The sequence below is a fragment of the Rhodococcus sp. Eu-32 genome, from assembly GCF_003336925.1.
Lineage (GTDB): Bacteria > Actinomycetota > Actinomycetes > Mycobacteriales > Mycobacteriaceae > Rhodococcoides > Rhodococcoides kyotonensis_B.
On the sequence record NZ_QGNK01000020.1, the window covers coordinates 18,110 to 36,081 of the forward strand.

Below are 17,972 nucleotides of genomic sequence, written 5' to 3' on the forward strand. Positions count from 1 at the left end.
TGACACAGTGGGACACCACTGTGTTCGGAGTTCTCGTCCCAGTCGGGGGACGCACATAAGCCCGGAAGTACATCGCACAACGACGTCGCGAAATCCATGCTTTCCGCGGTCGGGAATTCAAGTCAGAGTCTCTTTGTGCACGGTTCGACACGATTGGTACAAGAATGAATGCAAACGCCGCTGTGCAACGGAAACATCTGCGGGTCGCCGCATGACGGAGCAACTCACCCGCCCGATACGCGTCGCCATCGCCCACGACTACCTGACACAGCGCGGCGGGGCCGAGAAGGTCGTGCTCGCCATGACCCGCGCTTTCCCCGGTAGTCCCGTCTACACGACGCTGTTCGAGCCGTCGACCACGTTCCCCGACTTCGCAGGCGTCGACGTTCGCACCTCGACGTTGAACCGAATCGGGTTCCTGCGCAAGAACCATCGCCTCGCGCTCCCTCTTCTGCCGTTCGCGTCGAGCTCGATAGCGATCGACGCCGACGTCGTACTCACCAGTACGAGCGGCTGGGCACATGGATTCCGCACATCTGGACGCAAACTCGTCTACTGCTATTCACCTGCACGATGGTTGTACGAATCGCAGATGTATCTCGGCGAATCCAGCAGCGCAATGAAACGTGTTGCACTGAAAGCACTCTCCTGGCCGTTACGCCGGTGGGACCGTCGCGCAGCAGGTTCCGCAGACCGCTACCTGGCCATCTCCACGATCATCAACAAACGCATCACAGATGCGTACGGCATCGCATCCACCGTGCTTCCCGCGCCGTTCACCGTCGAGACCTCACCGGCCGAACCGATCACCGACGTCGAGAACTGGAGCGGCGGAGAGCCGTTCCACCTGTGCATCTCGCGCCTGCTCCCCTACAAGAACGTCGACAAGGTCATCGCAGCGTTCGCCGGGACCGACCACAAGCTCGTCGTCGTCGGACGCGGCCCCGAAGCCGAGCGTCTGCGAAAAGTCAAGTCGGACAACGTTCTCATGCTCAGCGACCTCAGCGCAGGCGAAATGACCTGGCTGTACACGATGTGTAACGCCGTCGTCGCCGCGAGCTATGAAGACTACGGATTGACCCCCATCGAAGCCGGCTTTCACGGGAAACCGAGCGTCGTTCTCCGGTGGGGCGGGTTCCTGGACACCGTCGTCGAAGGCGTCACCGGTGTCTATTTCGACGAACCGACGCCCGAAGCAATCCGGGCAGCGGTCGAGAAGCTCGAACGAACATCATGGGAGCCGCTGAAGATTCAGGCTCACGTGGAGCAGTTCAGTGAAGAACGCTTCGCAGCAGAACTGATTGCGGCAGTCACGGAAATTCACGAAGAGAACATCGAGAGGAAGCTGTCGCAATGACCAAGAGGGCATTGATCACGGGAATCACCGGTCAAGACGGTCTTTACCTTGCCGAGCTTCTACTGAGCAAAGGGTACGAGGTCTTCGGATTGCTTCGGGGACAGAACAATCCGAAGGCTGCAATGCTCGAGCGCGTCCTTCCGCAGGTCGAGGTGCTGACGGGCGATCTGCTCGATCTGTCCAGCCTCATGCGCGCGTTCGCCTACGCAGATCCGGACGAGGTCTACAACCTCGGCGCCGTCTCCTTCGTCGCCTACTCGTGGGAGAACGCACGTCTGACCACCGATGTCACCGGCGGCGGGGTGCTGAACATGCTCGAAGCCACGCGTGGCTACCAGGACATGGCGGGCAAGCAGGTTCGCTTCTACCAGGCGTCGAGCTCCGAGATGTTCGGCAAGGTGCAGGACGTCCCGCAGCGCGAGTCGACGCTGCTGTGGCCGCGTTCGCCGTACGGAGTCGCCAAGGTCTACGGCCACTACATGACGATCAACTACCGCGAGTCGTACGACATGCATGCCAGCTCGGGCATTCTGTTCAACCACGAATCACCGCGTCGCGGAATCGAATTCGTGACGCGAAAGGTCACCCGCTCCGTTGCTCGTATCGCGCTCGGCCTGCAGAGCGAGATCTCGCTGGGCAATCTCGACGCCAAGCGCGACTGGGGCTTCGCCGGCGACTACGTCGAGGCGATGTACCTCATGCTGCAGCAGGAGCAGGCCGACGACTACGTCATCTCCACCGGAGAGACGCACTCCATCCGCGAACTGCTCGACCACGCATTCGCCGCCGTCGACATCACCGACTGGTCCGAGTACGTCAAGATCGACCCCCGCTTCTTCCGCCCCGCCGAGGTGGACCTGCTCGTCGGCGACTCGTCGAAGGCCCAGGAGAAGCTCGGATGGAAGCCTAAAGTCACCTTCCCCGAACTGGTTTCGATGATGGTGCAGAGCGACTTGGCCGAGCAGTCGGCCGACGTGGTCAAGATCGCGTGACTGCCAGGCGGGAGCCGCCTAGCGCCCTCGTGACGGGGGTTGCCGGGCAGGACGGCAGCTACTTGTCCGAAGCGCTCGTCGATCTAGGATGGACGGTCCACGGTGTGGCTCGGCCGGGCTCGATGAGCGTCGTCGACGACGTCACGATGCATCAGGTCGATCTCGGTGAGCCGGGCGCCGCGTCGGATCTCGTCGGTGCCACCGACCCCGACTACGTCTTCCATCTCGCCGGCATCTCGTCGGTGTGGCGGTCGTGGAAGGACCCGGTGTTGACCACCCGAGTCAACGGCGTCTCGGCCGCATCGCTGCTCGACGCCTGCCACACGCATCAGGAGGCGTCGGGCAAACGGGTCATGGTGATCAACGCGTCGAGTGCCGAGATCTTCGCCGGGTCCTCGGACCCGATCCAGAACGAGAATTCGCGTATCGCGCCGACGTCGCCCTACGGTGCATCGAAAGCACTGAGTCACAACATGGTTCAGGTGTACCGATCTCGCGGTCTCGAAGCCACGAACGCGATTCTGTTCAACCACGAGTCGCCGCGACGGCCCGATACGTTCGTCACCCGCAAGATCACGAAGGCGGCCGCCGCGATCGTTCGTGGCACGCAGAGCAAGCTCGAGCTCGGCAGTATGTCCGCGCAACGCGATTGGGGTTGGGCGCCCGACTATGTCGCCGCGATGGTCGCGATGGCGTTGCACGGCAAGGGTGACGACTTCGTCGTCGCGACCGGGCAGTCGCACAGCGTCGCCGACTTCGTCGCCGCCGCGATGGCAGCCGTCGGGATCGACGACTGGCGCAGCTACGTGGATGCGGATCCCGAGATGCTGCGTCCCGCCGATTCGGCCAGAATGATCGGCGACGCGTCCAAGGCACGCGACGTGCTCGGGTGGGCGCCCACCAAGAACTTCGAGGAGATCGTCACCGCGATGGTCGAATTCGACATGACCGAGGAGATGGCAGCATGACAGCGGTGGAAGAACCCACGACGGACGCGAAGATCCACCACGTGTCGGACTACAAGATGCAGGACATCTCGTTGGCCCGCAAGATCCGAAACCGGATCGGCACACTGGGTTTCAACATGGTGGTCACCTACATCCCGTCGCACGTCGTACGGCAGAACTTCCTGCGCGCGTTCGGGGCGACGATCGGCAAGGACACGTCGATCTTCCGCGGCACCACGATCCTCGACATCGAGAATCTCGTGATCGGTGAGGCATGCTCCATCGGCTTCCGGTGCATGTTCGACGCGCGCGGTGGAATCACCATCGGCGACAACGTCGTCATCGCGAGCGACACGCACATCATCGGTGGGTACCACGACCACAACGATCCGACGTTCAAGCCGATTCTTGAACCGACGTTCATCGGTGACTACGTCTGGATCGCCAGCCGGTGCACGGTGCTCAGCGGTGCCACGATCGGCCGTGGCGCCGTCGTCGGCGGCTGCTCGATGGTGCGCGGCACGGTGAACGAGCTCGAGGTCGTCGCAGGCACGCCCGCCAAGGTGCGCAGCATGCGTGATCCGAATGCGCTGCAGTACCGCCCGAAGTATCGTCCACTGTTCTACTGATCCCCACGTGCGTGCGAATACATAGCCCGCTATACATTCGCGCGCACGTGCTCCGAAGGAGCCCTCCCCGTTGATCCTCAGCGACCAGAGACTCGTCTACGTCGCCCCGCGCTCCGGCGTGGGCGGCGTCGGTGACTACTCCGACGACTTCGCGGCCGCCGTGCGTCCGCACTTCGGCGAGGTCGTCGAGTACCGCCACGACGGGCCGGGCAGCGATTCGGTGCGCGACATTCTCGCCCACCGCAAGGCCGTCGCCGCGCTCGTCGACCCCGGCCGCACCATCGTGCACTGCGAGCTCAGCGGCGGGTCCGTCGTCCCGTTCTGGGCGACGCATCGGCTCGCCGGGGCACCACCGGTGACCGCGACGGTCCACGACCCGCCCGGGCTCGTCTGGTGGCCTGCACGCACCAAGCTCCTGGCCGGCCGGAAGGTCCTCAATCACGGTCTGCACTACCCGTTTCGCTCGCTGTGGCGCACGCTCGAACGCCGTGTCGCGGCTGACCGCACCCTGTTCGCGTTGACCAAGGCAGGCGCCGACTCCCTGAACGCCGAATACCCCAGGGCCACGGCCAAAGCGAGCACGATCTTCGTGCCGGACCGTCCCGATCTTCCACCGGCGGAGGATCGCCCTCTCGCAGTCGGATTGTTCGGACTCGTGTACCGCGGCAAGGGTTTCGATCAGATTCAGAGCCTCCGCGACAGGTTGCCGCGCGAGATCGCGATTCGCGTCGCAGGCCGCGGCACCGACCAGCTTCCAGCCGTCGACGGCGTCGAGATCGTCGGCGAAGTCAACGACGCGGACGAGGACGCGTTCTTCGCATCCATTCGTGCACTCGTCGTCCCGTACGGCAAACGCACCATCTACGGCGACGCGTTCCCCGCGTCGTCCGTCGTCACGCGGGCCATCGCGTACCAGACCCCGATCGTCTGCCTGAAATACGGTGCCTTGTCCGAATCCGACGGCGGGGCAGTGGTCGTCGACGGAGGAATCGCCGACATCACCGACGCAGCGCGTGATCTGGTCACCGACCCCGTCGCGCTCCGCACGCTCCGGCTCGAGGTCGAGACGCTGCGCCGGGCCAACACCGCTGAACTCGTCGTGCAGGATTTCCTGGCGGAGTGGTCCAGGTGAACGCGAACCTGATCAAAGCCGGTGTCGCCGCACTCTGGACGTACGGCGGGCGCGGCATCGGACTGCTGTGGACCGTCGCACTGATCGCGCAGCTCGGTATCGCCGACTACGGCCACTACGCCATGGCGTTCGCACTCGCCGCGATCGTCGCTGCGCCACTGGATCATCCGTTCGGCGTTCGGTCCATCCGCGTCGACGAAGCCGACTACCTCGGCGAGCGCACCACCCGTGCACTGATCGGTGTCGCGCTGATCGCCGTCGGACTGTGCCTGATCGACGTGAACTACGTCGCGTGGTTCGCCCTCGTCGTCGCGGGCGGCGAAATGACCTTCAACGCATACAAATCGAGAGCTCTACGCGACGGCCACCCCGACGTCACCCAGCGGATGGACACCGTGCGTCAGGCGTCGAGCATCTCCTTGGCGACGGCATACCTCTTCGCCGTGTCCGAGCCGACCCTGCTCGTCGCGAGTCTGCTCTACGTCGCACCGTATTTCGTCATCGCCGTCGTCGCACTCGTCCAGACACGTGTCGCACGGCCGCTCCTGCCCGGGTCGTGGCGCGAGATTTCGATGTTGTTCTCCGAGAACCTCGCCAACGCCGTCTACATCCAGGGCGACGTGCTGCTGCTCGGCTACCTCACCGACAGCACCATCGCCGGCTACTACTCGGTCGCCTCGGTGACGGCATGGGCCGTCGCGTTCGTCGGCCAGTCGTTCGGCCACACGTTCCACGAGAAACTGCGCCTCGCCGACGGCCGCGTCACGGCAGGCCCCGCGTTGAAGCACACCGTCGTACTCGGCTGCGTCGCAGGTTCTTTGCTGCTGATCGCCGGTGTCGTCCTGTTCTTCACGCCCGCGCCGTCGCAGGTCGCCGGAGCATTGGTCGTCATGTCGTTCTTCGTCGTCATGCGCGTGATGAACTACGTGTTCACGACGGTGCTCTATCTGCAGCATCGCGACCGCACCCGCGTTCTGGCCGCGGCGGTACTCGCGCCGCTGAAGATGGTGCTGATTCTGTGTCTGTTCCCGCTCGGTGCCGTCGGCGCCGCTCTTGCATCGGTGGTCACCGATGCAGTCCTGCTCGTGTGGTTCACGCGGGCTCTCTACCGTGAACCCGCCAAGGAAGAGGTGGCCTCGTGAGGCGTGCGACGTTCCTGCTGTCGAAGGACCCGATCACCGAGCACGGCGGTGATATCGCGTTGTCGCGCTTGATGATGCAGCTCGCCCGCGAAGCGTTCGAGGTGCGGTCGTTGTGCTTGTCGAAAGAGACCGATCCGTCGCCCGATCCCGACGTCACCCGAGTCCTCAAGCCACGTGTCGACGCGAAGCTGCTGCTGAAATCGTTGCGTCCCACGCGCAGTGTCGTGCACGGCCGCTACGACGTCGACGCCTTCGTGCACGCAATCGAGGCGTCGCGCTCGGATGTGTATGTGGCCGAACACAGTTACATGGCCGAGCCGTTCATCCGCTCCGCCAAGTTCGGTTCGCCGTTCGTCATCAATACCGTCAACACCGAGTCCCAGGTGTGGAAGGTGACGCGTGGGCTCACCGGACGAATCGAGGCGCCGCGCATCCTGCGCGACGAGATTCGCGTCGCTCGTGCAGCCGATGCCGTCGGAACCTACGACGCCGACGAGGCAGAGATGTACCGCAGCAACGGCGTCCGAGACGCTCGGTGGATAGATCTGACGCTGGAGCCGACGCCCAAGCTCGACCTCACCGAAACCGCGAACCGTCTCGTCTTCATGGGCACGCGCGACTGGCCACCGAACCAGGAAGCGTTCAAGATCGCGCTCGAGTACTGGCCCCGGATCTCGGACGGCATCGACGACGCCGAACTGTGCATCATCGGCGCAAAGGCCACGGGCGCAGTTGATCCCGTGTATCCGCCCGGCGTCCGTGACCTCGGTTTCGTGGACGACCTGCAGGAGTTCCTCGGTACGTGCCGCGCACTGATCGCACCCGTCGCCACGGGCGGTGGAGTGCGTGTGAAGATTCTCGACGCAGCCAGCAAGGGGCTCCCCGTCGTCGGAACCTCGGCTGCCGTCGGATCGCTCGGCCCGGTGTTCGAACTGCCCACGTTCGACGACCCAGAGCACTTCGTCGCCGAATGCCGTCGCTACCTCCTCGACCGCAACGCCGCCGTCAAAGCAGGAGAGCGGATCTACGAACTCAACGCGGCTCGCTGGGAAGAACGCATCCCGCACACGACCGTCGCATCGTTGATCGGCGCACCGCTCCGATAACACCTAGGATCACGCCATGCTGACACGACGCCTGCTCACCGTCGCTGCTGCCGCAGCTGTTGCGCTCGGACTGTCCATGCCCACTGCGCAGGCTGCCCCGCCGTCGGGACTCGGTTTCAGCAGCGGTGCACCGTTCGTGCTTCTCGACGACGCGACCCTGAACAACGAGCTCGTCGCCGGCCGAGAGGTCGGTGCATCGTGGGTGCGTATCGTCGTCAACTGGGCTGCGGTCGAGACCGCGCCGGGCGTGTTCGACTGGAGCAACACCGACCGCGTCGTCGATGCAGCTCGGGCACAGGGATATTCGGTGCTGGCGGTGTTGGCGGGAACACCGGCGTGGGCGCAGGGTCCGATCCCGAGCATTCTGCCGGGTGCCGTTCCCGTCGATCCGAACACCTTCGGTGCATTCTCCGGCGCTGCGGCAACGCATCTGGGCGATCGCGTCGACACCTACGAGGTATGGAACGAGCCGAACATCCCGTCGTTCTTCGCACCCGTGGACGCGTCGCGCTACGTCGGTCTGCTGCGTGCCGCCTACCCGGCGATCCACGCGGGCGATCCCGGCGCGACCGTGATCGGTGGTGGGCTCGCCACGACGATCGACACCGGCGGCTGGACCGTGGCTCCGGTGACGTTCCTGCAGCAGATGTACGCGGCAGGTGCCGCAGGGTTCATGGACGCACTTGCCATGCATCCCTACACTTTTCCGTTCACCGTCGAGAACGACCCCAACGGCCAGTGGGCGCAGGTCGACCAGGCCCACGGCATCATGAATGCCAACGGCGACGGTGGTAAGAAGATCTGGATCACCGAGCTCGGTGCGCCGACCGGGAACGGTCCGATGGCGGTGACCGAGGACGCGCAGGCGGCGATCATCGGAAGTAGCCTGGCACGGGCGTCGACCCTTCCGTACGTGGGGCCGGTGTTCGTTCACTCGCTGCGCGACGCAGGAACCGACGCGTTCGATGCGGAGCAGAACTACGGTCTGCTGCGGAGCGACTTCAGCCGGAAACCGTCGTTCACTGTGGTGCAGGGCTCCTGACTTCTCGCCGCGTCCCTGCGCAGGTTTCAGCCGGCGCGCAGGTTGCAACGTGCGCGTTCGCTGCAACCTGCGCGGCACCCCCGTCGACGACGGGTTAACCGAGCTGAACCGTGGCGGTGGCGCGGTGCCCGAAGATTCGTTTTCCCTCGAACGTGGCTCCGAGCGCGACGACGGCAGTGCGGCTGTCGGCGTCGAGTGATTTGATCTTGCCGCTGAACTCGATCTCGGCAGCCTTGTGCGGGCCGACGGGAATCGGTGCGGTGAACCTGACGGTGTAGTCCTTGACCGCACCCGGGTCGCCGATCCACGAGGTGATGTAGCCGCCCCCGAGACCCATCGTCAACATTCCGTGTGCGAGAACGTCGTCGAGGTCGATGAGCTTGGCGAACAGTTCGCTCCAGTGAATCGGGTTGGCGTCTCCTGCAACGCCCGCATAGTTGACGAGGTCACCGCGAGTCAGCAGAACGGTACGGCCGGGGAGCGTATCCCCGACGGCAACGTCGTCGAACTTCACCGCAGGCTGGGCATGGTGCTCGACGATCTCGAGCGGCGGGTGCTCGATCTGCTCCTCGGCATGATCGGCCGCGTTGGCACGAGCTGCCGACGTCGTCGCGCCGTGCATGACGAGATTCTCGGCCGCCTCGACGATACCGCTGTCGACGTCACCCTCACGGCCGATGAGCAGCGTCGTGTACGTGGTCTGGACGAGCTCGTTGCGTTGATTGGACACGATGTTCTTGGTGACCATCATGTCCTTGCCCATGACTTCCTTGTAGGAGTCGAGCGAGACGTCGCAGTACAGCTGATCACCGGCGACGATCGGCTGATGGAATTGCAGAACCTGATCGGTCTGCAGCATCTGACTCAGATCGAATCCGACGGCGATCTTCTCGAGCAGCCGACGCTGCGCGAGAGTGCCGACCAACGAGATGAACGTGAGAGGCGCGACGACCCCGGTATACCCGAGCGCCTTGGCTGCGTCGCCGTCCCAGTGGGCCGGATTGAAATCCTGCACCGCGCGCGCGTATTCGCGGACTTTCTCGCGTCCGACCTCGTAGTAGTCGTCGGTTCTGTAGTGCTGGCCCACCATTGCCCGCGCGTGCTCAGCCGGATCGACCCCTGCCACTGTTGACTCGCTGTCGCTCATTCCAGAAAACCTACCGGTCTCTCCGCGACGGGTTCCACAGGGGACGAAGAGCTTGTGGAACGTCATAGGAACGGTTGGAGCGCATGATCGCTCGCCACAGTTCTACGCCGATCGATCGCGCGCCATCGGATCGAACCGCGGCGGCGAAATCGTGGTCACGGCGGCGAACGGCCGCGGCGGCCGACGTCGCACCGCATCGGCGGCAAGCAGCGCAGCCCCGTGCGCCGTCAACGACTCGGGGAGCGACGGCGCGAGAACGGGCAGCTTGAGATCTCGACGAAGAACTCGCCGCAGCGACGGAATGTGTGCGCACCCCCCGACGAGGGCGAGCGCGCCGACGGCCCTCGGCGCGTCGACGATGATGCTTGCCGTCCAGTCCTCGATCGAACGGATGGATCGGTCGATGATGTCGTCGAAAGAGTTGCGCCACAACCGAACCGGACCCCCGACGAACGGACCCGACACCTCCGCCACCCGCAAGCTCGACAGCTGTTCCCGCGCATAGCGGACCGCGGTCGTGAGAGCGTCGAGAGCTGCGGTCGACACGAGCTCGTCAGCGCCGTAGGTCTCGAGCAGATAGTCGCGCACCGCGTCGTCACACACAGCGCCACTGAACAGCGAAGTCCGCGCCGAACCGAAAACCTGTCCCGACGACGGGTCCACGACCGACACCGTCGTACCGGACGCACCGATATCGCAGATCGCAACGGTACGAAGACCGTCGAGCTCGCCGGTCCCGCGAAGAAAACGCAGCTGCGCGCCGAGCTCCGACACCACCATGCAGCGCTCGGACCGGTGCATCGAATACGCCGACGTACGCATCCGCGACGCGGGATCGTCCGGAACGGCGAGTACGACGTCCTCCCCGTCGACGCGCTGCGACAACGCCATCGAGTCGAGAAGATCGAGGGCGGCGCTGACGTAATCGGCCGGCTCGAACGAGCGCGCGACACTGGCCGACGTCACCGAATCGTCGGCGACGTCGAGTGCAGTTGCGCGTGCCGTCGACGTTCCCACCGAGACACCCAGCACCGCATTCATGACTACCTCGACTTCAGGTCAACCCCAATCCGACCAGCAGATACTAGCGGCAAACAAGTCTTCCGGTAGGTCGAACGACAGTTTTGCGATCTTTCGGTTTGTTTTCGCCGTTCACCCAGCGGCGCTCGTAGACGCCACAACCGCAGTGGTCGCGCTCGAACTCGGCGGCGTGGTCGTCGTTACCGGCGGCGTCGTGGTCGTCGTCGGCTCGGGAGCCTGAGTCGTCCGCGACGTCGTCGAGGCGACCGGACCGGGCTGCTGCGTCTGCGTCGACACCGGGCGAGGAGGGACGACGGGTACAGGGGCGATAGCGTCCCTCGTAGCGGAAATCGTTGTGGTCGTGCCGATTTCGACAGGCACGGGCGGACCAGGGGTCACGGCCTCCGGCTCGACGGGCTCGACGGGTTCGACCGTCATCGTCACCGCGTTCGTGGGATGCACCATCTCGACGGGAACGGGCGTGTGATCGGGCGTCGGCGACGACGTCATCGCCCATGCGGTGACACCGCCGAGCGCAGCCAGCACGCACGCGGCGGCCGCCGCGACCGGCCAGGCCCTTCGGCGAGCCCCAGGCAGGGCACCGGTCCTGGGTGCGACGACGTCGACTTCACCGACGAGCAACGCCGCGGCGACGTCGGGCGAGAAGGCATCGGTCAGTCGCTCGTCGAAGATGTCGACGACGAGCACCGGATCGGGTTCGGTCTCGGCCAACGCGTCGGCGACGATCTCACGTTGCAGCGAGTTCTCGCACACGACGGCAGCGCCGACGAGAACCAGGTCGTGCTGCCGCGCCTGAACCGACATGAAGCCGAGCGCAGTCGACACCGCACCGGCTATCCCACCCGGCGCAGCTGCGACCGGAACCGTTCGCTTGGCGATCGGGCCCTGCTCCGGCGTGCCGGTCTCGACGAGCGACGCGGTGACCTCGTAGGTGCTCACGTGCACGCCCAGCGCAATACGCACTTCTGTCACGGCTCCCTACGCTCGACGACCGACCGGGGATTCCGGTCGGTTTCTCGTGCGTCAGGTTACCGCTGTGCCCGGTTCGAGGGACAGTCAGAGGGACAAATCCGACACCGCGGCCCGGGCGGCCTCGGCTGCCTGCATTTCCCGGGCATAGAGCAACCCGAAGGTGAATCCGTTCTCACCCGGCGTGACACCGGCGACGCGGCCGAGTTTCTGCAGTGTCTGCGCAGCGACGACCGAATCCTGATGCTCGCCCAGCACCTCCTGGACGTGCTTGAACTTCTTGATCTCGGCCTTGGCTTCCTTCTTGCCGAGGATCGGCTGCATGAGCTCGGCGGCGTACCGGGCGCGCTTCGCCGCTTTCCGCGCCTTGTGCAGTGCTTCGTCGTCACCCAGTTCGATGGCCTGATCGATACGCCTGGCGACCTTCTTGGACGCTTTCCGCGCCAACTTGGTCAGAGACTTCTCGCCGACGTCCTCGGCTCCGTCGACCAACGGAAGCTTCTGCGACCATGTCGTCAGGGTGGTGAGCAGGCGGCGGTACCGGTCGCCGTCGAGTTCGGTGGTCACAATCGCACGAGAACGAATCTGCTCGGCCAGCAGGTCGTTCTCGATGCGCGACGCGACCGGGCCCAGCACCAGTTCTTCGGGGAGCGTGTGCACCGCGGCGGAGAATCGAGCTCGTTGCACCTGCCGGTCACGAACCTCACCGAGAAGCCCTGCATACCAGGACAATTCCTCGTCGAAACGCTCGGCTTGCTCGTCGTCGAACAGATCCGCGAACACACGGAGCGTGCTGCGGTAACGCCGGATCGCCACACGCGTCGAATGAATGGGGTCGAGACCGCGTCGCAGATAGACGTCGCCGGCGAAGATGGCCTGCGCCTGCTCGTCGAGGTAGGCCGCGACAACGCCGATCGGTGTCGACGACGGCCGGGCCGGCCGAGTCGTCAACGCGCGGTGCAGTTTCGAGGAACTGGCCGATCGCGTGGCGCCTGCGGACTTCAGGACCTTCGCGGCCTTGTCGAGAGTTTTCTCCGACCCGGCAGGCCCCAGTTCGACTTCGAGCTCACGCCAAACGCTCCCCGGCGCTCCTGGGACGTCGGCGCTGACCGAATCGTCGGCGACCTCGGCGAGTACCGCCCCACCGGCACCGGTGACGACATGAACGCGGCGCAACGACGTGAGCGTCGCGACGGGTACCAGTGGCTTGCCGAGGGCGGCGCCGACGAGAAGATCTGCGAGCTCGTCCGGAACCACCGCGTCCTCACCGGTTCCGAGCGGGAGCCGAATCTCTGTGCGGGCCTTGTCCGCCGGCACCTTCGCGTGCCATCCGGTATCGGCATCTCCCCGACGGCGACGGAGCGTGATGCCTCGCCGCAGAAGATCCAGATCTGCTGTGTCGTAGTAACTACTGACCAACTGCACTTCCGATACGTCGATCGAACCACCCTTCGGGGCCAGATCGGTCAAGGAGGGAAAGACGAAGTCCGCATCTGCGTCGAACTTGTCTTCACGTTCGGTCTGAATCGAAGCCATACCAACCAGTGTGCCCGATTCGAATGAACATCAATCGATCATCCGGCCGGAACGTGCGTCGGAGAGGTGAACACGGCACGGGACGGGTTGCCGTCGCCGCCAGCCTGATCCGCATCCCTCGACATTGCACCGGCGGACGCGGTCACCCCGCCTGCGACCACAAGCGCAACCACACCACCGAGATACCGAGACCTCTTCAGCCTGCCCCGGTGCCTGGACGACGAGTCGCTGTGCCGTGGTCTCCCCGCCGCCGGCCCTGCACCCGAGACGGAAAGCCGAGCCGCGGTTCCGGCAGCTCCCCTCGCGGCGAGCAGTTGTGGATCGGCAGGGACGAACACGGGCACCGATACCGCGTCGAACAGCGACTGTCGGACGATCTGCATGTCGGCGCCCCCGCCGACCGCGAAGAGCGCGCCGACGTGACCATGCGCGGCAATCATCGCCTCGGCGAGTGTGACCGCGTCGTAGACATCGTCACGAATGAGGTCGTCCAGGTCGCTGCGATACACCGTGACCGCGCCGCCCGACAGCGGGCCGTCGATGTCGACCGCGCTGAAACGCGACAGTCGCTCCTTGCCCGCGCACACGCTCTCGACGAACGTTTCCTGCACGTCGGGAGCCAACGGACGGCCGAAGCCGTACCGCTCGAGCAGAAACCGCACGAGGGCCGCGTCGCAGGCATCGCCGGACAACACGGTGGTGCGACGTGAGACGTGTACGTGGCCCGACGCGACGTCGACGATGGACACGGTGACGCCGCCGGCGCCGACGTCGAACAACGCAACGGTCTCCTCGTCGACGAGCAGTCCGGTTTCCTGCAGTGCACCGATCTGCGCACCGAGGTCGGACACGAGTGCAAGACCGTCCACGTACTCGACGCCGTAGGCCTCGGTCGGATTCTTGTCGCGCAGCGCCAGTACGGGAGAGGGCGTCTGTCCCGCCATGTCCTTCACCGTCGCGGTGACGGCCTTCCAGTAGTTCTGCGACGCGGCCGGAAGGGCGGCGAACATCTCGGTGCTCGTCGGTGGAGTACTGGTCGAGTCCACCGAAAGCCCGTGAATGCCACTCACGCCGAGGGATGCGCCGAATACGGCGGTCATCGAAAAACCTCGCTCCATGTAAGCCCCGACCCACACGGTTGCTACGCAAGGCTAGCCGAAAAACAAGCACAACGCAGGTTTCCAACCGATAAACCGACCTCTGGTGCGGTTCAGTCAACCGGGGACTGCACGAAGTTGAGGTAGGCCTTCGACGGCGTCGGACCCCGCTGACCTTGGTATTTCGACCCCACGGACGCGCTTCCGTACGGGTTCTCCGCGGGGCTGGACAGCCGGAACAGGCACAGCTGCCCGATCTTCATGCCCGGCCACAACGTGATGGGCAGATTCGCGACGTTCGACAGCTCCAGCGTGATGTGACCGCTGAACCCCGGATCGATGAATCCTGCCGTCGAGTGTGTCAGCAGCCCGAGACGGCCGAGCGAGCTCTTGCCCTCCAGTCGTCCCGCGAGGTAGTCCGGCAGTGTCGTCAGCTCCAGAGTCGAACCGAGCACGAACTCGCCCGGGTGCAGCACGAACGGCTCGCCCTCAGCCGGCTCGACGAGCGTCGTCAATTCGTCCTGCCGTTTCGATGGATCGATGTGGGTGTAGCGAGTGTTGTCGAACACCCTGAACAGCTTGTCGAGCCGCACATCGACACTCGACGGTTGCACCATCGAGGCATCGAACGGCTCGATGCCAAGGTTGCCGGTGGACACTTCGGCACGGATATCGCGGTCGGAAAGCAGCACACCGAAGGCTAACGTGCCGCCCGGAAAGTGGGTAACGCTGCACCACCCGTCCGCGACTGGTTACCGGCGGGTATCGAAGTCGCCGCTCGCGCGGGCACGCCGAGATCCGTCTCCGCGCCCACCCCTTCGGATTTTTGCCGGACTCACGTTCGTTCCATTTGCGCCGATAATGAGCAATGTCCACCAATTCTGGCCTCATCACGGGGCTATCACAGAGGGATGACGATGAATTCCACCTTCCTGCTCGATCGGGGACTCGGAGAACGAATGCGTAATCACGTTCTCGTTCCACCCGAGTCGAGCTATTTCGACCATGAATTGCAGTGCACGGTGCTGGCCACCACGCCGAGCGCACGCCCGGACCTGTGGCGAGAATTCGTCGAGGGCGCGCGAGAGAGTTATTCGCATTTCGGTGTCGAGAAAGCGTTGGAGTACGAGCGAATCGCAGACGGGTCGACGACGTCGCTGTTTTTCGCGAAGCTGAGCAGATCGGGAGAATTGTGTGGAGGTCTGCGGGTTCAGGGCCCGTACTCCTACCCGCAGCAGACTCACGCGGATCTGGAGTGGGCGTCGTCGCCGACCGGTCGAGCCGCACTGCGGTCGATGGTGGCCGATCGGCTTCCACATGGCGTCGTGGAAATGAAGACCGTGTGGTCGTCGGTCGACGGACCTCGGTGCGGTAGACCCGGATACCTCGGCGCCATCGGTGCATCGCTGGCCGCCGCCGTTCTCGGATGCCGCTTCACTCTCGCGACGAGCGCTGACCACGCTGTGGGCCCCTATCTCGACTCGGGTGCCGTGATGGCGGCCCACATCGACCCAGTGCCGTACCCCGACCACCGCTACAACACTCGGATCCTGTGGTGGGATCAACGCGCGATACATGCGACTGCGAGTGCCGAAACCTATCGCTACATCTCCGACGCGGTCGACGCTCTGTTGGGCCGCGCCCCCATCCCCACGGAGGCTGCTGCATCATGACCACACATTGGCAAGCAATCGTTCTCGACGAAACCGACGCGGCGGACCGCGCGGAACTCAGGCGGCTGCGCGACGATCCGACGATCGAGTTTCTCGACACACTGTCGGTACAACGCGAGGGACTCGCGCGGCTGACACCGCCTACGCCGCAGGAAATTCTCGACGAACCGATGCGGTGGGTGCACTACCCGTGGCGTCGAACCGTCGTCGCGACACTGGGACCCGTCGCCTTCCGCCGACTGCGGCTCGACCGCAATCGCAACAAGATCACCGCCGAAGAACAGGATCGATTGTCGACTCTGAAGATCGGCATCGTCGGCCTGAGCGTCGGTCATGCCATTGCCTACGCACTGGCTCTCGACGGAGTATGCGGCGCACTGCGACTCGCCGACTTCGACGAGATCGAACTGTCGAACCTGAATCGCATTCCCGCCACCCTGCTCGATCTGGGTGTCACGAAGCCCGTCGTCGCGGCACGCCGAATCGCGGAGATCGACCCGTACTTGCCGATCGAGATCGACGACCGTGGCGTGACCGCCGAATCCGCCGACAGCTTCGTCGACGGCCTCGACCTCGTGATCGAGGAATGCGACTCGCTCGACGTCAAACTCCTCGTCCGTGAGCATGCCCGCGCACACGGTGTGCCCGTCATCATGGAGACCAGCGACCGTGGCTTGCTCGACGTCGAACGCTTCGATCTCGAGCCGGAGCGCGCTCTGTTCCACGGCCTTCTCGGCGACATCGAATCGAGCACGCTGAAGGGATTGTCGACGCACGACAAGGTGCCCTACGTACTGGCGCTACTGGGGGCCGACGACCTGTCCGCTCGTATGGCGGCGTCGATGATCGAGGTCGACCGCACGACGACGACCTGGCCGCAGCTCGGCAGCGAGGTCGGGTTGGGAGGCGCGTCGGTAGCGGGCGCGGTTCGACGCTTCGGACTCGGACAGAAGCTCGAGTCAGGTCGCGTTCGCATCCACATCGACGAGCATCTGGACGCACTCGCCGTACCGACCGGCGACGTGCACATCGGCGGCGCGGTTCCGTCGCTGTCCGCCGACGAGTCCACGACCGCGACCGTAAGCTCTTTCGACGCGATCGCCGACGCGGCAAACCGGGCGCCCTCGGGAGGCAACGTCCAGCCGTGGCACATCACGGTGTCCGAGGGATCGATCGCACTCGAGGTCGACACGCACCGAACCTCCGGTCTCGACGTCGCCTACCGCGGCAGCCATGTGGCGTTGGGTGCGGCGTTGTTCAACGCTCGCGTCGCCGCAGCGGACCACGGCCTGGTCGGACAGCCGAAAATCCGAACGAACGGAGACACGGCACAGATCACCCTGCCGCTGACCGACGGCATCGACTCCGATCTGGCAGCCAAGTACCCCCGTGTGCTGTCCCGTGTCACGAATCGCAATCTCGGAACGCCCCGTCCGTTCGACGACGCGACGAAGGCTGCGTTGTCCGACGCGGCGGACGCCGAGGGTACGCGTCTGGCGCTCGTCACCGACCGCGACACGATCGAGCGCGTCGCCGACATCATCGCCGAGTCCGATCGCATCCGCTATCTCACGAACTCGCTGCATTCCGAGATGATCTCGGAACTGCGTTGGCCGGGGCAGGCCGATCCGAACACCGGAATCGACGTGCACGCGCTGGCGCTCGATCCGACGGACCTCGTCAAGCTCGATGTATCACGTCGCTCGGATGTCATGGCGCTGCTTCGTGATTGGGACGCAGGCGTCGCCCTCGGCGAGGACAGTCATGATCGCATCATGTCCAGTTCGGGTCTGGCGGTCACGATCGTTTCGGGAGACACACCCGCCGATTTCGTGCGCGGCGGGTCCGGCACTCAGAACGTGTGGATCGCCGCCGAAGAACACGGTCTCGCAGTACATCCTGCGTCACCGGTGTTCATCTACGCCCACGAGCCCGCGGAATTCGACGAATTGTCGGCGCACTACGCGCAGGCCCTGGCCCAGCTGAAACAGCAGTTCGATTCGATCGTCGGAATCGACGCCGGAGAGTCGATCGCGTTGGTTCTGCGTTTGTCTCACACCGACGAGACGGCTGTGCGCAGCCGTCGTCGAACGCGGCCTCATGTGGCTCCGAAGCCGGTAGAGTCGGGCGCCGTAGCGCAGAACTGAGTCAACCGCTGTCGG

At 64.8% G+C, this 17,972-nt stretch carries 16 protein-coding genes; 10 read left to right on the top strand and 6 right to left on the bottom strand.

All coding sequences use genetic code 11. The annotated features are described in order from the left end of the window. Positions 1–211: 211 nt before the first annotated feature. The 8 genes from DK926_RS21035 (at position 212) to DK926_RS21070 (ending at position 8,347) form a co-directional block, all read left to right on the top strand. Positions 212–1,357: a glycosyltransferase gene (locus tag DK926_RS21035; RefSeq protein ID WP_114332023.1), complete on the top strand. Its 1,146-nt coding sequence runs from the start codon at positions 212–214 to the stop codon at positions 1,355–1,357. After that, positions 1,354–2,349, top strand: a complete 996-nt coding sequence (locus DK926_RS21040; RefSeq protein ID WP_114332024.1) for a GDP-mannose 4,6-dehydratase — start codon at positions 1,354–1,356, stop codon at positions 2,347–2,349. Before DK926_RS21035 ends, DK926_RS21040 begins: the two co-directional genes overlap by 4 nt. Beyond that, positions 2,346–3,317, top strand: a complete 972-nt coding sequence (locus DK926_RS21045) for a GDP-mannose 4,6-dehydratase (RefSeq protein WP_114332025.1) — start codon at positions 2,346–2,348, stop codon at positions 3,315–3,317. The genes DK926_RS21040 and DK926_RS21045 overlap by 4 nt, the downstream gene beginning before the upstream one ends. Further along, the gene (locus DK926_RS21050; RefSeq protein WP_068422779.1) at positions 3,314–3,925 is read left to right on the top strand and encodes an acyltransferase; all 612 of its coding nucleotides are present in this window, start codon (positions 3,314–3,316) and stop codon (positions 3,923–3,925) included. The genes DK926_RS21045 and DK926_RS21050 overlap by 4 nt, the downstream gene beginning before the upstream one ends. Positions 3,926–3,995: 70 nt before the next feature. Next, positions 3,996–5,057, top strand: a complete 1,062-nt coding sequence (locus tag DK926_RS21055; protein ID WP_243636937.1) for a glycosyltransferase — start codon at positions 3,996–3,998, stop codon at positions 5,055–5,057. Beyond that, positions 5,054–6,199: a polysaccharide biosynthesis C-terminal domain-containing protein gene (locus tag DK926_RS21060; protein WP_114332064.1), complete on the top strand. Its 1,146-nt coding sequence runs from the start codon at positions 5,054–5,056 to the stop codon at positions 6,197–6,199. The genes DK926_RS21055 and DK926_RS21060 overlap by 4 nt, the downstream gene beginning before the upstream one ends. Continuing rightward, complete coding sequence (locus DK926_RS21065; protein ID WP_114332026.1) at positions 6,196–7,305, top strand: glycosyltransferase; 1,110 nt, start codon at positions 6,196–6,198, stop codon at positions 7,303–7,305. The genes DK926_RS21060 and DK926_RS21065 overlap by 4 nt, the downstream gene beginning before the upstream one ends. Before the next feature lie 16 nt (positions 7,306–7,321). Continuing rightward, positions 7,322–8,347 carry a beta-galactosidase gene (locus DK926_RS21070; RefSeq protein WP_114332027.1) on the top strand — a complete coding sequence of 342 codons (1,026 nt, stop codon included), beginning with the start codon at positions 7,322–7,324 and terminating at the stop codon, positions 8,345–8,347. Positions 8,348–8,441: 94 nt separating this feature from the next. Here DK926_RS21070 and DK926_RS21075 read toward each other — a convergent pair whose 3' ends face one another. From DK926_RS21075 to dcd, 6 genes are all read right to left on the bottom strand, one after another. Beyond that, positions 8,442–9,494 carry a fused (3R)-hydroxyacyl-ACP dehydratase subunits HadA/HadB gene (locus tag DK926_RS21075; RefSeq protein ID WP_114332028.1) on the bottom strand — a complete coding sequence of 351 codons (1,053 nt, stop codon included), beginning with the start codon at positions 9,492–9,494 and terminating at the stop codon, positions 8,442–8,444. 102 nt (positions 9,495–9,596) lie between these two features. Beyond that, a complete protein-coding gene (locus DK926_RS21080) occupies positions 9,597–10,535 on the bottom strand; it encodes an Hsp70 family protein (protein WP_114332029.1) in 939 nt (312 codons plus the stop codon). Positions 10,536–10,646: 111 nt separating this feature from the next. Next, positions 10,647–11,507, bottom strand: a complete 861-nt coding sequence (locus DK926_RS21085) for a hypothetical protein (protein WP_243636938.1) — start codon at positions 11,505–11,507, stop codon at positions 10,647–10,649. A gap of 84 nt (positions 11,508–11,591) precedes the next feature. Then, a complete protein-coding gene (locus tag DK926_RS21090) occupies positions 11,592–13,040 on the bottom strand; it encodes a CYTH and CHAD domain-containing protein (protein ID WP_114332031.1) in 1,449 nt (482 codons plus the stop codon). A 38-nt stretch (positions 13,041–13,078) separates the two neighbouring features. Continuing rightward, complete coding sequence (locus tag DK926_RS21095) at positions 13,079–14,140, bottom strand: Hsp70 family protein (protein WP_165839640.1); 1,062 nt, start codon at positions 14,138–14,140, stop codon at positions 13,079–13,081. 110 nt (positions 14,141–14,250) lie between these two features. Continuing rightward, positions 14,251–14,829: a dCTP deaminase gene (dcd, locus tag DK926_RS21100; RefSeq protein ID WP_068422760.1), complete on the bottom strand. Its 579-nt coding sequence runs from the start codon at positions 14,827–14,829 to the stop codon at positions 14,251–14,253. A 225-nt stretch (positions 14,830–15,054) separates the two neighbouring features. Here dcd and DK926_RS21105 point away from each other — a divergent pair, with 225 nt between their 5' ends. Together DK926_RS21105 and DK926_RS21110 are read left to right on the top strand one after the other, a co-directional pair. Then, positions 15,055–15,810 (top strand): hypothetical protein, encoded by a 756-nt coding sequence (locus DK926_RS21105; protein ID WP_125833440.1) that lies wholly within the window; start codon positions 15,055–15,057, stop codon positions 15,808–15,810. Beyond that, positions 15,807–17,957, top strand: coding sequence for an Rv1355c family protein (locus DK926_RS21110; protein WP_114332034.1), 2,151 nt, complete (start codon positions 15,807–15,809; stop codon positions 17,955–17,957). Before DK926_RS21105 ends, DK926_RS21110 begins: the two co-directional genes overlap by 4 nt. Positions 17,958–17,972: the final 15 nt, after the last annotated feature.

What these genes read in the sequence shown, in the direction of transcription:
- DK926_RS21035 (WP_114332023.1), top strand. Translation starts at nt 212, where the DNA reads ATGACGGAGCAACTCACCCGCCCGATACGCGTCGCCATCGCCCACGAC.
- DK926_RS21040 (WP_114332024.1), top strand. Translation starts at nt 1,354, where the DNA reads ATGACCAAGAGGGCATTGATCACGGGAATCACCGGTCAAGACGGTCTT.
- DK926_RS21050 (WP_068422779.1), top strand. Translation starts at nt 3,314, where the DNA reads ATGACAGCGGTGGAAGAACCCACGACGGACGCGAAGATCCACCACGTG.
- DK926_RS21070 (WP_114332027.1), top strand. Translation starts at nt 7,322, where the DNA reads ATGCTGACACGACGCCTGCTCACCGTCGCTGCTGCCGCAGCTGTTGCG.
- DK926_RS21075 (WP_114332028.1), bottom strand. Translation starts at nt 9,494, where the DNA reads ATGAGCGACAGCGAGTCAACAGTGGCAGGGGTCGATCCGGCTGAGCAC.
- DK926_RS21080 (WP_114332029.1), bottom strand. Translation starts at nt 10,535, where the DNA reads ATGAATGCGGTGCTGGGTGTCTCGGTGGGAACGTCGACGGCACGCGCA.
- DK926_RS21090 (WP_114332031.1), bottom strand. Translation starts at nt 13,040, where the DNA reads ATGGCTTCGATTCAGACCGAACGTGAAGACAAGTTCGACGCAGATGCG.
- DK926_RS21095 (WP_165839640.1), bottom strand. Translation starts at nt 14,140, where the DNA reads ATGACCGCCGTATTCGGCGCATCCCTCGGCGTGAGTGGCATTCACGGG.
- DK926_RS21105 (WP_125833440.1), top strand. Translation starts at nt 15,055, where the DNA reads ATGAATTCCACCTTCCTGCTCGATCGGGGACTCGGAGAACGAATGCGT.
- DK926_RS21110 (WP_114332034.1), top strand. Translation starts at nt 15,807, where the DNA reads ATGACCACACATTGGCAAGCAATCGTTCTCGACGAAACCGACGCGGCG.